The following is a 15,722-nucleotide window of genomic DNA, read 5'->3' on the forward strand; positions in this document are numbered from 1 at the left end:
GACTAACAACAGTAAAGAATAAAAAATGGAAAAAGGTCTAAAAATTTTGGGAGTATTTTTATTGCTTTGTTCTCAGCAGCTTTTCTCTCAGGAAAAAAATAACGAAACGCTTGAATTCAAAAGCGAAAATGCCAAAAGAGATCTGGTAGAAAAAACAACCGTTTTCACTGGAAATGTTTCGCTTAATTCTGCAAAAATCAGCTTTAAAGATGCAGAAAAAGTGATTGTAGAAGAGGCTACAGGAGATATAAAGATCTACAAACCGAAGAATTTTACCATTATCTCCGTGGATTCACTCGCGAATACCAGAAAAAATTCTGAAGAAAATCTTATTGTGTACAATACCAAAACCAATAAACTGTCGATATAAGATCGTTTACCATACAATATAAAAGGGGCTGAAATTTCAGCCCCTTTTTTATGATTATTTAGGAAGAGCTCCGTTTTTATCGGCATTGCTGATGGTGGAATTTTTTGCAGCCTTTACCAGTTCGTTGATGTCTGCGTATAAAAGTTTCCAGTCCGGGACGTCTTTCATAACGGTGATGAGAGTGAGGAGCGATTTCAATACCTTTTCCAGATTCCTGCGGATGGACGATGCACTTTTCATCTGTCGAAGATTGGCATTGGCTTCTGCCTGTTCGGCAAAAATTTGTTCGAAAGTCTCATGTTTAGACTTCATATCATGAAAAGCGGTCAGCAGTGAAAGCGCATTCAGTTTTTGAGCGTTTTCCGGTTTTTCAAGGTCTTCAATAAGCTTTTTCATTTGGGCAGTTTGGGTCGAATAACTCTCCCGATCCATATCTATTCCGTAGAGTCTGAAAGTCTGATAGAGATCTTCGGCGAACTGATAGTTGGATAAAGTGGTCATTTTCCGGTAGCCGTTCAGGAAGTTTTTCAGGATTCTGAAAGCATCATCCCGCTTTCCATCCGCATCGGCCACGCTTACCCCTTTACCGCTGTAGATTTGTTTGGTATAGACCTCATCGTAGTCTGCATAAATGGTTTTGAATTCTGTAAGCAAAGGATGATGGGTGATTACCGGGAAATTTCCTGATTCTGAAGAATTGATAATTCTCTGAGAAAGAGTAGCCAGATCTTTGGTACTCAGTTTTGATAATGTAATTTTCATACAAAATGTGTTTTCAATTGTTAATAATGTAATAATTATAGGTAATAAATGTAAATAAAATACTGTTTTGTTCCAAACATTTTGTTGGAAACAAAACAACTTTGTGTTTTGTCTCAAACAAATTGCGGGAGACTTCCGCCTATTGTGTTTTGTTTCCAACAGTTTGCGGGGAACAAAAGTAAAAGATGTTTGGTTGCAAACGGTTTGTTTGAGACTGAAGGAGGAGTTGTTTGGTTTGAAACAGATTTTTTTGAATGTTTGAAATTTCCGTAGAAATACGGTGGATTTTGAATTTATTGAAAAGTAAATTGCAGAAGGTACTTATTTTTAATTTGTTACGGTTTTCCGTAATGAAAGTTATTGCGATAATATTATTTTTGAACAATTTTAAAATATTACAAGGACTTTAATACATAAATTAAACTATGACCTAAATGAATGAAGAAATTTTATTACAGAATATAATTTTACACGAAAATGCTTATTTTTTTATAAAGGAAAATAGCCAATATTTAACCAAAAGACTTATCAAGACAACTTTTGAAGAGGCTTCTCAAGACAAACAGGGAAGGTTCTTATTAAATATTCATAAAAAGCCATATGTTATTAATGAAAGGGAAATTTATTATTCGATTGCAATATTTAAATATATAAAGAAGCCTTCTTTTATTGAAGAGTCAATTGTAGGTTGGGAAGAAACAAAACTTGCGTACATCTGTTTAATAGATTTCGAAAATCATATTGTAATTGCTAAAAGAAATATATCTAAGATAAATGATTTTCTCTCACTTTTTGAACCACTAGATTATGATGTAATGACATCAATCTTTTCAAATGAAAATACTTCATTTGAAAAATTAAGCATGGATAATATGAATATTTCGGACAAAGCTATAAGACAAAAAAGCTTAGAATCGAATAATTTAAAGGATAACGTATCTACTTTTGGTTTACAAGGTTACATCTTAAATAATGTTCGAGTAAATAATGATGATAGTAAAATTGCTTTATCACTTAATGCCTCACGAATTAATCAATTAGGACCAAAAAATAATTTTGAAGGTTTTTTAAAGTGGTCAGATAAAGTAGTTGAAAGTATAAAAGATTGTACTCTTAAAATTAGTTTTTTATCTTCATTTGCAACATCTGTCGATTATACAAAATATAAAGATGTTTTAAATCCGACAGCGATACTAATAATTTTAAATAAATTATATAAAGAATATGAAGAAAATAAGATTAAAAGGTGCTTTATTAAAGTGAAAATCAATAATGAATATATCGAACGTGATATTAACTTATTGAGCATTCTTAAGCATTTCGAAAAATTGATAGAAATTGAGTTTACTAATGGAGGTTATCATTTAAAACATGAGCTTATAAAAGATTTATTTCTTTTTAAAAATAATAAATCAATAACTCTTCGCTCAGCAAAGCTAGCAAAAGTGCATGTAGAGTACGAGAACGATTTATCTTTTCCAATTTTATCTGTTCTTAATTGGACAAAAAGCTATATAATTACATTTGATAATCCTGAACTTATTTATTGTAATAGAAAATTGTTTAAGGATAGCAGACTATTAGGAAATTTAGAAGGACTTCTCAAAATATTTATTCCATATTCAGAATTAGAAAATGTGAGTTCTGAAAAAGGTAGTTTTAGAATTACATCAACACTTTTTGATACAAATTCAGTTTTTGGTTTTGTGGAAGAAGAATTCATGGCTAATCATGATTATTTTATTTGTGACGATCTTTATAAAGAATGGGCGGATCATATTGGACTAAGCGAAAATACAATATCTTTTTACCACTCAAAATATAAAGATTCAAATTTTTCAGCTTCTGATTTTCAAGACATTATTGGTCAAGCTCTTAAAAACTTAGGTAACCTAAGTCCTGGAGAAGACCAATGGAGTTTAAAAGAAAATTACTGGCAAAGAACTTATAAAAATGATGGCATTGTAACCCAAATCTCTAGAATAAGAACAGGACAAGATGAAGAAGACGTAATTGAATACTTCAAAAAAGTAAAAGGTTATCCTAATATAAAAAAACAAGTATTTATAGTAATCAATTTCATTAGTAAAGCTGCTTTAGAAGACAGATTGATGAAGCTACAAAATGCAGAGTACTTTGTTGAAAGAAACGAGGTAATACAGATTCTTTGGTTTGTTTCCTCTTTAATTTCTAGTTGTTATGAAGCAAATACTGAAGTTTATATTTGTTGTAGACCATAAAAAAAACCTGCTCAACAGCAGGTTTTTCCTTATATAAAATTAAAAAATCTTAATGTCCTGATTTTGCATCAGCATCCTGTTTTACGTGTCCTAAATATTTAGTACAGTATGCTCCAAAAATTAAGATGGCTACATAACAGAACACAGGGATGATAAACGATTTCTGTACTCCGAAAGTATCCGCAAGATATCCCTGGAAAATAGGAACAATGGCACCTCCTAAGATGGCCATCACCACCAATGACGAACCCTGGCTTGTGTATTTTCCTAATCCTGAAATGGCAAGTGTATAAATATTAGAGAACATAATCGAGTTGAAAATTCCGATTCCTAAAATGCTGTACATCGCTAATTCGCCCTGATTTACCATTGCAGAAATCAACAACAACACGTTGATGGATGCAAAGATCGATAACGTTCTTGCCGGAGCAGATTTTCCGATAAAGAAAGCAATAAAGTTTAATACAATAAACACCAGGAAGAAGCTAATCTGTGAAAACGTTAAATCAACAATACTGAAAATAACTAAGAATACTGCAGCTGCAGCACCAATCATGTATAAAGCTTTTTTCTGCTGACTGATTGCCTGATTAAGAGAGATAGCTCCCAAAAATCTTCCAATCATCGCACCACCCCAATACAGAGAAAGATAGTTTTTACTTACCACTTCATTCAGGTTCATTACCTGTGGCTGCTCAAGGAAACTGATGATAAAACTTCCTACCGCTACTTCCCCACCTACATAACAGAACATGGCAAAAACCCCGAACAAAAGATGCGGATACTGAAGTGCTCCCAAACCTTTTATAGCTTCCTCTTCTTCACCCTGGAAAGAAGGAAGCTTTACCTGAGAAATTAATAAAGCAACCAATAATAAGATTCCCGCGAAAATTAAATAAGGAATTCTCGTTGCCACTGCAGAGAACGAACCGTCATCGGCAGAGAAAAATTCAAAGATTAAATGTCCACCCAAAACCGGTGCAATGGTTGTCCCGAATGCATTGAAAGCCTGAGTCATATTCAGTCTGCTCGATGCAGATTCTGGAGAACCTAAAAGTGATACATAAGCATTCGCTGTAATCTGAAGAATGGTAAATCCTAATCCAAGAACGAAGAGTGCACCAAGGAACAATCCGTAAGAAGTGAAAGTTGCCGCCGGGTAAAACAGAATACATCCGAAAGCCGACAGGAAAATCCCGAAAATAATTCCTTTCTTGTATCCTACTTTGTTGATTGGGTCTTCGCTGATCATTGAGATCAGAAAATAAATCATTGAGCCAATAAAGTAAGCTCCGAAGAAACAGAACTGCACCAACATCGATTTGAAAAACGTAAGGTTGAAGAGCTGTTTCAGATAGGGGATAAGGATATCATTCATACAGGTAATGAATCCCCACATAAAAAATAAAAGGGTAATGGTAATAAGCGGAACTGTATAATTCCTGCTTTTTGTCTTTACTTCATTGATCATAACATTCATATAATTAAAAGAGGTTAAAGATAGCCTCTTTTGTTGATAAAATCTCACTTTGAGATAATAAATTTGTGTTGAATACTGTTACTTTTTTGTAAATCGTCAATTCGAGTAAAATTCTGAAAGAATTTGTATCGAGAATTTTTTGTTTCATAATCCATTCTCGATACAATTTTTTCCACTTCGTTTCAAAAATCACTCGAATTGACGTAGGGCTAAATACATATTTAATTTTTTTGTAAATCGTCAATTCGAGTAAAATTCTGAAAGAATTTGTATCGAGAATTTTGGGTTTCATTACCCATTCTCGATCCAATTTTTTCCACTTCATTTCAAAAATCACTCGAATTGACGCAGAGTCAGAATATTTAATTAAGGTTTCAAATCTTCAAACTTTTGGTCTGCAGGCAAAATATGCTGAACTTTCTCCACCACCAATTCTTTTGGAACAGAGAATTCTGCAGTCTGCTTAATGTCCAAAGAAGATGCTCCCACAGAAATTTTGTAAGTTCCGGCTTCTGCAACCCACGCAGATTTTGCGGTTTCATAGGATGCTAAATCTTTTGGATTCAAAGTCAAGGTAACGGTTTGAGATTCTTCCGGTTTAAGCTCTTTGGTTTTAGCATACGCTTTCAGTTCAGATTTTGGTTTGTCAATATTTTTTCCCGGAGCTGAAACGTACAATTCTACCACTTCTTTTCCGGCAACCTTACCAGTATTTTTTACATCAACCGTAACTTCTAATGTATTATTAAAAGTTGTTGAATTGGTTTTAATATTCGAATACGCAAAATCCGTATAAGACTTACCATAACCGAATTCATAAGAAGGTTTCACGCCAAATGTATTGAAATAACGGTATCCAACATACACACCTTCCTGATACGTCACCTCTTTCGGATTATCCGCAGGAATTCCAGGGAAATTCTTTGCTGAAGCGTGGTCTGCGTAATTCACAGGGAAAGTCATCGTCAGTTTTCCGGAAGGGTTTACTTTGCCTGAAACCACATCTGCAACAGAATGTCCACCTTCCTGTCCCGGCTGCCAAGCCAAAAGAATGGCATCAACTTTATCTTTCCAGGAAGCGGTTTCGATAACACCGCCGATATTTAAAATCACAACCACTTTCTTCCCTTTTGCGTGGAACGCTTTTGAGATTTTATCCAGCATTTCGATTTCTTCCGTTGCCAGATTGAAATCATTATCAACAACTCTGTCACCGCCTTCTCCTGAGTTTCTTCCCAACGTCACGAAAGCGATTTCCGAAGTTTCTGCTTTTTTAGCATAGAACGCATCATCCAGTTTCATTTCGGGAAGTCTTTCCGGTAAAGCCAAAATTCCTTTTGCTTTTCTTCTTTCCTTTTCGGCGGCTACTTCTTTTTCAGCGTGTGGTGTATATAAATCGACCAGTTCTTTGTCTAATTTGTAACCTGCCGCATTTAAACCTTCCAAAAGAGAAACGGTGTGCTTGTTATTTACACTTCCGCTTCCTGTTCCGCCTGTTATCCATGCATAAGAAGTCACACCGAATAAGGAAACTTCTTTCTGCTTGTTGTCAAAAGGCAAAGTATTTTGTTCGTTTTTAAGCAAAACCATTCCTTCCGTCGCAGCACTTCTTGTTACTTCTGCGTGTTCTGCAAGATTAGGTTTGTCGCTGTATTGGTATCGGGCAAAAGTTGGTGTTTTGAATACATATTCCAAGATTCTTTTCACATTGAGGTTGGCAACTTCCTGAGATACTTTCCCTGAATTCAAAGCTTCCAACAATACTTTTTTCTGTGCCGGAATTCCCGGCATCAAAAGGTCGTTTCCTGCATTCATCTGTTTGACAACGTCGGAAATTCCGCCGCTTCTGATAGATTCAAAACCTGGGAAACCTCCGAACCAGTCGGTCATTACAATGCCTTTGAAACCCCATTCGTTTCTCAAAACCTGAGTCAGTAAATCTTTTGAATCTGACGTATAAACGCCGTTCACTTTGTTGTAAGACGACATTACTGTCCAAGGCTGAGATTCTTTAACGGTAATTTCGAAATTTCTCAAATACAATTCTCTCATCGCTCTTTCAGAAACGTGAGCATTGATTGTTAAACGGCTGGTTTCTTCATTATTCGCAGCGAAATGTTTGATGGAAGTTCCCACCCCCTGAGACTGAATTCCGTTCACAATGGCAGCAGCCGTTTTTCCTGAAATCAAAGGGTCTTCAGAATAATATTCGAAGTTTCTGCCGTTCAAGGGATTTCTTTGAATATTCAAAGCCGGCGCTAAAAGGACATCAACACCATATTCTTTCACTTCATTTCCCATTGCTTTTCCCACCTGCTCCAAAAGTGTTTTATTCCAGGTTGAAGCCAACGCTGTTCCCACAGGAAATGCTGTTGCATAATACGTTTTTGAATTATTCTCTCTTGTCGGTGCAATTCTCAAACCGGCAGGTCCGTCCGCAACTACCGTCGCAGGAATTCCGAATCGATCGAAATTAGCTGTTCCACCCGCTGCTCCGGGAACCAATCCTTGCTTTGAATCTCCGACAGGCCCCGTCAGAACTTCGATTCCGGGCATTCCTGTTCCGATTAAAAGGTTTACTTTTTCCTCGTTGGTCATTTGCTTGATGATGGCATCAATTCTTTTGTCCACCGAAAGTCTTGTATCTTCCCAGACGTCGAGTTTACCATTTTTATTAAGGTCTTTGAATGTCTTTCCACCAACGGTAACAGTCGGATTATTTTGAGCCTTTGTAAAGGGCGAAGCTGCTAACAAAGCCAGGAACAATCCTGCAAACTTTGCTTTTTTTGAAAGCATAAGCAAGGTAGTTTCGTTCTTGTTCATAATACTATATTTTTAATTTTTTTTGTTGAATAATTTTAGTTTTGTGTAGAAATCCTCGAACATCAGTCTTGTGTCGAGTTGCGTATAAACTCTGATGCTTTTTCCTTTTGGATTGTATTGATACAAACCATTATCATCGATTTTCGGAGCGTTTTTCAGAACATAAGAACTTGATGAAGAATCTGCCTCAAACGAAGACTGTAAAGCCGTCACCAACACCAAAGGTGAATCTCCCATAATGTAAGTTTCACCGATATGGAAATTCAGTTTCTGAACTCTTTCCATTAACTCTTCGATTTTCCTGGTTAAATAAGCTCCCGTTTTTCCTTCAGGTTTTACTTTGGTAATAAGTTCGGTGTAAGACATCAAAGTCTGTCTATAAGCATTTCTCGGGATTTGCCAAATGTTTAAATTGGATTCGTTGAAAACAACTTGAGCAGCTATAATATCGATTCCAAGATTGTATTCTAAAGGGGTAAATCCGGGAGGAGGCGCTGCTAAATCGGAATATTCAGGACCGCCAATCCAAACGACAACGATTTTGTCAGCGATTTTTGGTTCCATCAGATAAGCACTTGCAACTTCCGTTAAACCAGCGCCACAAACTACGAACAAAGGATTTTTCTCATCGGCTTTCATTGCTTCTGCAACGATTGCTTTTGCACCTTCGGAAATGTTTGGAGTTTTTAAATCTTTCAATTGGTCATTTGAACCTTGAAAAACATTGAATTTGTTTTTCAGATTCATCACTTCCAAAGTTTCATTGACTTTCTTTACAGCGTTTTCTGCAGTAATTTTTGAAGAATCAAAAGGGTCGCCCGGTTTTAAATGTGAACCAATAATTCCCTTGATTTCCGCAGAAGGCGAAAGAATCTGATGAACGAGCTGGAAAAGTCCGTCGGGATCGCCACCGAAATCATTGTCGACGATGACTCGATAGCGGGGTTTAACATATTTATCCATTTCCGAAATCACGGCAGTAGACTGTGCGGACACAGCCATTGCCGCAAAAAAAGAAACTATATTAAAAATTGATTTCATTGCTTTGGTTTTGAATTAACCACAAAAGAGATGTTGATTTCATTAAAATTTTTTCGCAGATTATTCAGATAGAGCAGATTTTTAATTGTATTTATCTGCAAAATTTGCTTAATCTGCGTGAGATTTTAACTAATCCAATCTTTATGATTTAATTAAAATATTTATAAAAACTTATGAAATCTCAACCAGTCCAAATAAACATCAGACCATTTGTCAACAGGTAAATTCTGCTTTCCCATTCCAAAACCGTGGCCGCCTTTTTCGTAGATGTGAAGTTCGGTTGGCTGTCCTGCTTCCAACCATTTGTTGTATAGTAAAACTGATTTCGGAGCTAATTTCAACTGGTCATCACTTGCTGCACAAATGAATAATGGAAGTGGAGATTTCGGAATTTCTGTATCTAAAATTTCCTGACTTGGTCCGCCGTAAATTGAAGCTGCGAAATTTGGCAAAGTTGAAGCATCTTTGCTGTGAAGAACGCTTTCCAAAATTACACTTGCTCCTGCAGAAAATCCTATTACTCCTAATTTTTCAGGATTGATGTTCAATTCTTTTGCGTGTGTTCTTACATAAGAAATTGTTGTTTTGATATCTTCTCCTGCCATTACTTTAATTGGTGCTGTTCTCTTGTCGAAAGCAGGTCTGTCTTTGATGTTTTCCATCATTTCTTTCGCTGGGTCGTTGGATTTGGTTTCCAATAGTCTGTATTTTAAAACCACAGCGGTAATTCCGTTTTCTGCGAGTTTTTTTGCCATATCAATTCCTTCTCGGTTGATGGATAAACTTTGGAAACCTCCACCCGGAGCGACAACGACAACTGTTCCGTTGGCTTTTGATTTATCGGCTTCAAAAACCAAAATTGAAGGTTGTGTAACGTTGAAAACAACTTCTGTTTTAAACAATTCGTTGAATTGCTGTGCTTCTTTCTGCGTCCAGTTTTCTGTTCCCGGCGCTTTTCCTTTGTATAATGGAATTGATTTTTGAGCATTGATGCTGTTTAAACCGAAAAGGAATAAACTTGCTATAATTAATTTTTTCATTGATTTTTATTATTTTAAACGCAAAGAGCGCAAAGATTTTTTTTAATTATTCTGTATATTTTTCGTTCGCAAAGGCGTTTCACTCAGCGAAGACCGCATTAAACTGACAGTTAGTTTGTCATTCCGTAGGAATCTCTGCACGAATTGAATTTTTAGATTCCACGCTCCACTTCGTTTCGCTCTGAATGACAAACATTCTGCTAATTCTTAACAGCGAATCTCTCGCAGCCCGACTTGAGCGGAAATCCTTTTTTGCTTGTACTCAAGTTCTATTTAGATTGAAATCGTCCACAAAAAAGATTGGGAGCCCTTCGACAAGCTCAGGATAAACTACAGGCGGAGTAAGCTGTCCAAATAATTATTATTTTACTTAAATAACTGTGTAACAAACTCGTTTAAATACGTTCTCCAATTGCTCCACGTGTGACCACCTTCGGATTCTACATATTGATATTTGAAGTTCATTTTGTCGAGTTTCTGACGGTATTCTTCTACATTTTTATAGAGAAAATCTGTCTTTCCAATGGCAATCCAATACAATTTGTAGGAATTTGTTTGTTGAGTTTTCAATTTTGAATCTAAATTCTGATAAACAGAGCTTTTCTTTTCGTCTGGCGGAAGAATCGCAGGCGAAAAAAGACCGACATAATCAAACGTTTTTGGCTGATTGGCAGAAATGTACAGCGAATGAAAACCTCCCATCGAAAGTCCGGCAATGGCGCGATTTTTGGCATCGGCTTTTACACGATAATTAGATTCTGTGAAATTCATAATTTCCTTGAAATACGTTTCCATATCGCCACTGAAAATATCCGGCGTCCTCATATCAATTTTATAAAACCCTCTCGAAGATTCGCCTGGCGCTGCGGCATTACTGGTGTGACCGTTTGGCATTACGACAATCATCGGTTTTGCTTTTCCCTGGGCAATTAAATTATCCAAAATCTGCGATACTCTTCCCAAAGTCATCCACGCTTCTTCGTCGCCACCCATTCCGTGAAGCAAATACAAAACCGGGAATTTTTCTTTTGAATTTTCGTAACCCGGAGGTGTGTAAACGGTTAATCTTCTGTCTTCTTTCAGTCCGTTTGATTTGTACCATCTTTTGGAAACTGTTCCGTGCGGGACATTTTGAACTTTGTAATTTTCGGATTGCTTTCCATCAATCAAAATCATACTCATCACCGAGGAAACATCACGCACCTGGTAAGAATTGTTCGGGTCGTTGGCTTTTACGCCGTCAACAACGAATGAGTAGGTATAAATATCGGGATTGAAATCATTTTTTGAAAAACTCCAAACGCCGTCTTTGTCTTTTTGCAAATCCACGAAACCCGGCTCCATTCCTTTTGACGGAAACCAGTTTCCCTGCAGTTGTACGCTGTTCGCATTGGGAGCGAGCAAACGAAAAGTAACATTCTGACCATTGATTTCGGGAGAAATTAAATTTTTCTTTCCGCTGAAATCAAGGTTTTCCTGGGCAAACATTAATGAACTTAGCATTAATGAATAGATTGTGTATTTGATTTTCATATTTTAATTGTGTGTATTTTAATTTTAAACATTAAGTAATTAAGTTTTAAAGAGCATTTACTTAATGTATCTTAATAAAAATCAATCTATTGATTTCTTAATTTTTAATAATTATGGTATTTCTTAAATCCTTAATGTTTAAATATTTTAAGAATAAACTTTGTTTATTTTCATTAAGAAAAATAAGTTTCGTTAAAACCTGATATTTTTAGTCCGGTTTTAAGACATTCATTATTATCAATTATGAATCATTTTTAAATTATCTTACCGTGATGATGACACGTTGATATCTCGTCAATGCAGGAGTTCCGTTATCTGTAGCTTCTAAAATCAGGTGAATGGTTTGTCCGCTTTTTGCTGTTTTGGGAACAATGATTTCGGGATTTAAGCTGTCTGATTTTGAAATTTCAACATCACCATTATAAGTTCCTGCTTGCTTGAACTGCCACCATTTTATCGTCACTTTATTTCCGTCCGGATCGGTTACAGAACCGTACAAGGGAACTTTTTCACCTGCCGAAGAACGGATATTTGTCGGGCCTAAAATTTTTACAACCGGTTCGTGATTAGCCTTGGAAAAAGTAGATGTCGTAGACCAAGTTAATCTTGCTGCAAAATCATTCATCGCTTGTGGTAAAAAGTTTGGGAAAGCCAATTCTTTCTCCGATTTCTCTTTGGAAGCCATCGAATTGGCCATTGCTTCTGCGCTGTTATTTCCGTCCGCTGCATTATCGAAAAACATATTGGAACTGGCTTTTGAAGCAGGTTCAATTCCACCCCAACCGCCATAAGAACCGGATTCGTAAGCACGCAATCCATTTCCGAGCATATTCATAAAGGTAAAATTGTCGCCTTCACTTAAAAAAGAACCTTTCGGCTGTAACGGCATCCAGACTTTATAGCCCTGTTTTTTCAGCTCTTCAGCGGTTACACCTGAGAATCCGAAGAAATCGACAATATCATTTTTTACCATTTGTTTTCCGTCGCCCCAAACTCGGTAAAGTTCGCCAAAAGCGCCTTTGTGGGAAATATTTTTCTTCATCCAATCGGCTGAGAAATATTTTGCATTTTCAGGACTTGCCTTCAAAGGAGCGGTGTAACCGTAGTTTGGTCCGTCTACAAATTCCCTGTAATCCAGTTTTGGCCAATTGGGTTTGATGTAAGAAGCGTACGTGTCGTCTTGGTCTCCTGAAGGTAAAATGACTAATTTTCTTGCTACTTTAGTCTGAATTTTTTCCCAATCTGTTGTATTTTCAAACTCTTCCTGAATCGATTTTAAAGCTCTTGCAATTGTGCTCAATCCGCCCCAAGCGGTGACGTATAATTTTCCTGGTTTGTTATCAAGAATGGCAGCTTTAATTAAATTGGAACCTTCAGAATCTTTAGAAATATCGCCATCAAACTCAATATTTCCATATTTAATTTTTGATTTTAAAACTTCCGGAGAAGGATAATTTGGATTATGAACTTTTAAATTGGAATAAGATTTAGCATACGCATCCACCGCATCGTGAATGAATTTTTCATCTTCGCCCCATCTCCAGGATTCGCAAGGACAAATTCCAGTTCCAAATCTTGAGTATTCTCTACTCGGAACGAACCATTTCGTCCCTTTTCCGTCGCCTTTCCAATGGAATGCGCTGCTGGCATACACCAATCCGTCAATATCCAAATCTGAACTGTACAGCAAAAAACGAATCATCGAATTGCTGTCGTCCAATTCCGGGTCGGCTGTAATAATGATTCTCGGTCTTTCCTGATTGGAAACAGTTTGGGCCTGTCCGAAAGCGGAACTCATCATCAAGAAACTAACGGCAAGATTCTGAACTTTTTTATAGGTTTTGAAATTAATTTTCATTGTTTTTCTTTTAGTTTGATAACTGTGAGATTTAACCACAAAAGGCACAAAAGTTTTTTACTTTTAACATATTAGTCACATTAGATTTAAGTTTTAAAGCTTTGAAAATATTAGAACACATTAGTTTTGAAAATCTTTGATTTTCGATTTTGTGAACTTTTTTTAAATATTAATTATAGCTTTAATCTTTTGTGACTTTTGTGGTTTAAAAATCAGACAGTTTTTAATTCAAAAAATAAAATTCTGAGCCTGTACAATACAGACTCAGAATCTTTTCAATTACTTTTTATATTTCGCTGTTCTTGCATCTTTGATTACACCAGACCAGTTCATTCCGTATCCGAAATCGTAGTTGTGACCTTCGGAATCTTTGTGTGTTTCCATATCGTAAGGTACGTCTTCTTTTTGTTTTTCAACGGTTGCCATATTTGCAGGCATTTGTAAAGGAAGTAATCCTGAAGGCTCGTATTTTCCTGTTACGATATCAACTACCGCTTGATTGGATACATTGAAGTTCATCAGAATTACATCAGCGTGCTTTTCAAATTCGTTGAAAACCATCGGCTTTGAAGCCGTTACAGAAACAATGACAGGTTTTCCGTTCATTGCTTTGTATGTATTTTCAATCGTCAACAAATCTGTAAAGTTGGTCACCGTTGAAGTTTTATTTTTGAAAGTTCTGTCGTGTACGTTGGGTGCAACAACAGGATCTCCCGCTGCGATACTTTTTTCACGAGCTTCTGTCGCTGTGTAAGTCTGGTATTGAAGAGAAATCGGAAGGTAACCGTTTCCGCCTTCTTTAGCATCGATGTCGCTGTAACCACCTTCTTCACTGTGCGGACTTTTCACAAAAACCAATGCAAAATCCGCTTTTGTAGGGTCTTCGGTTACGTTATAATGTTTCTTGATTTTCTCGATATCAACAGGGAAATCCAAAGTAGGAGCCGTGTAAATCCCCCACCAGTTGAACGTTGCCGGAGAATATCTCTTCGGAATGTAAACCGTTTTTCTTTCTTTGATCGGAAGAATATTCGCTTTGTTTTTCAATAGTACGATAGATTTTACCTGAGCTTCGTAACCTGCTTTCATAAATTCAGGATTACCAACGATTTTTTTGGTTTCTTCAACATTGACATAAGGATTTTCAAATAATCCGGTTCTGAAGAAATTTCTCAATAAGCGAACGGCTGACTGCTCAAATTTTGCACGATACGCTTTTTCGCCGTGTTCTTTTACGCCCATTTGATAGGCTTCCAGAACGGGTCCTTTGTCATTATTTCCTCCAAATTGGTCAACACCCGCTTCCAACACTTTATAATGACGTTCCGCGATGGATAATTTTTCTGCGCCCCAAGGTTTTCCGGCAAATCCGCCCGGTGTTTTTGGTTCGTCCGCTGTAATTAGCCAATCGGTACAAACTACGCCGTCATATTTGTATTTTCCACGAAGTAAATCTGTGATTAAATATTTGCTGTAACCGTTTCCAACATTTTCGCCGTTTTTTGTATCCTGATCAAAGCTAATCGTGTAATAAGGCATCACCGCAGAAGCTTCCTTAGTTCCACCATTTAATTTGAAAGCACCTTCTGTAAAAGGCTTTACGTGATTTTGGAAATTATTCCCCGGATAAACCGCAAATTTCCCCATTGCCCAGTGACCGTCGCGACCGCCTTCTTCAGGTCCGCCTCCCGGCCAGTGTTTTACCATTGCATTCACACTTTTGTTTCCCCAACCGTTTTTGCTGCCAGAAGTGGTCTGGAAACCATCGATGTAACCTCTTCCTAAATCCGCCGTTAATTCCGGACTTTCAGAAAAGACGTAAGCGATTCTGTACCAACGAGGTTCTGTTCCTAAATCGATTTGTGGAGATAATGCTGTTGAGATTCCCAACGCTCTGTATTCCTGAGCAGCGATGTTTCCGAATTTTTTAACCAATTCCGGGTCGAAAGTGGCACCCATCGCCAATCCATCTGGCCAAAGAGAAATCTGGCCGCCGGCTCCTTCATTAAATTCGGCTGTTACTGTTGCAGAATGTCTCGGGTCTGTACTGTTGTTCGCAGGAATTCCCAATCCTAAACCTTCGATATAGGCCTGAATATTGTTGCTCCATTGTGCGGCAATTACAGGAGATTCTACCGTGGTTACCAAAACGTGACGAAGGTTGTCTTCCTTTAAAAATTTCTTTTGCTGATCTGTTAAATCAGAGGCTTTTGCACTGCTCTCCTTATAAAATTTGCCGTTATATTTTCCTGCTCTTATGCCATCTGGTGGCGCCGGAACCGATTGGTGACCGCTGTATAACATCAAACCTGCAATCTGTTCGATAGACATTTTTGAAGCTAAATCTTTCGCTCTTTCATCAACAGGAAGTCTCCAGTCTTCGTATTTATCGAGTTTTCCGTTTTTATTTAAATCTTTGAATTTATTTCCTCCGACTGTCAGAATTTTAACACCAGAATCTGTGGAATATCCCAAAACAGGACCTTTAGAATTCGTAACTGTTTGAATATTTTGTGCAAATGCTGTTACTCCTAAAAATAATGCAGCAACATTTAAAACCGTTCTTTTCATTGTT

Annotated in this window: 10 protein-coding genes; 2 read left to right on the forward strand and 8 right to left on the reverse strand. The window is 36.9% G+C overall.

The window, feature by feature from the left end:
• Nucleotides 1–25 precede the first annotated feature (25 nt).
• Nucleotides 26–370: a hypothetical protein gene (locus BUA89_RS20855; protein ID WP_072963494.1), complete on the forward strand. Its 345-nt coding sequence runs from the start codon at nucleotides 26–28 to the stop codon at nucleotides 368–370.
• Nucleotides 371–424: 54 nt separating this feature from the next.
• On the opposite strand, the gene BUA89_RS20860 is transcribed toward BUA89_RS20855, so the two are convergent.
• Nucleotides 425–1,132: a DUF6261 family protein gene (locus BUA89_RS20860; protein WP_072963497.1), complete on the reverse strand. Its 708-nt coding sequence runs from the start codon at nucleotides 1,130–1,132 to the stop codon at nucleotides 425–427.
• Nucleotides 1,133–1,566: 434 nt separating this feature from the next.
• On the opposite strand from BUA89_RS20860, the gene BUA89_RS20870 reads away from it, so the two are divergent.
• Nucleotides 1,567–3,372, forward strand: coding sequence for a hypothetical protein (locus tag BUA89_RS20870; RefSeq protein WP_072963503.1), 1,806 nt, complete (start codon nucleotides 1,567–1,569; stop codon nucleotides 3,370–3,372).
• A gap of 49 nt (nucleotides 3,373–3,421) precedes the next feature.
• On the opposite strand, the gene BUA89_RS20875 is transcribed toward BUA89_RS20870, so the two are convergent.
• The 7 genes from BUA89_RS20875 to BUA89_RS20910 form a co-directional block, all read right to left on the reverse strand.
• Entirely contained in the window at nucleotides 3,422–4,852 is a 1,431-nt protein-coding gene (locus BUA89_RS20875; protein WP_083531752.1) for a sugar MFS transporter, read from the reverse strand.
• A 366-nt stretch (nucleotides 4,853–5,218) separates the two neighbouring features.
• Nucleotides 5,219–7,675 carry a glycoside hydrolase family 3 C-terminal domain-containing protein gene (locus BUA89_RS20885; protein WP_072963510.1) on the reverse strand — a complete coding sequence of 819 codons (2,457 nt, stop codon included), beginning with the start codon at nucleotides 7,673–7,675 and terminating at the stop codon, nucleotides 5,219–5,221.
• Between the two features lie 12 nt (nucleotides 7,676–7,687).
• On the reverse strand, nucleotides 7,688–8,716 hold the full coding sequence (locus BUA89_RS20890) for a nucleoside hydrolase (protein WP_072963513.1): 1,029 nt from the start codon (nucleotides 8,714–8,716) through the stop codon (nucleotides 7,688–7,690).
• 161 nt (nucleotides 8,717–8,877) lie between these two features.
• Nucleotides 8,878–9,756 carry an alpha/beta hydrolase gene (locus tag BUA89_RS20895; protein ID WP_072963516.1) on the reverse strand — a complete coding sequence of 293 codons (879 nt, stop codon included), beginning with the start codon at nucleotides 9,754–9,756 and terminating at the stop codon, nucleotides 8,878–8,880.
• Between the two features lie 366 nt (nucleotides 9,757–10,122).
• Nucleotides 10,123–11,289, reverse strand: coding sequence for an esterase (locus BUA89_RS20900; protein ID WP_072963520.1), 1,167 nt, complete (start codon nucleotides 11,287–11,289; stop codon nucleotides 10,123–10,125).
• A gap of 259 nt (nucleotides 11,290–11,548) precedes the next feature.
• Nucleotides 11,549–13,147 (reverse strand): DUF1593 domain-containing protein, encoded by a 1,599-nt coding sequence (locus BUA89_RS20905; protein WP_072963590.1) that lies wholly within the window; start codon nucleotides 13,145–13,147, stop codon nucleotides 11,549–11,551.
• Between the two features lie 279 nt (nucleotides 13,148–13,426).
• A complete protein-coding gene (locus BUA89_RS20910) occupies nucleotides 13,427–15,718 on the reverse strand; it encodes a glycoside hydrolase family 3 protein (protein ID WP_072963524.1) in 2,292 nt (763 codons plus the stop codon).
• Nucleotides 15,719–15,722: the final 4 nt, after the last annotated feature.

The organism is Chryseobacterium arachidis, assembly GCF_900129245.1.
Lineage (GTDB): Bacteria > Bacteroidota > Bacteroidia > Flavobacteriales > Weeksellaceae > Chryseobacterium > Chryseobacterium arachidis.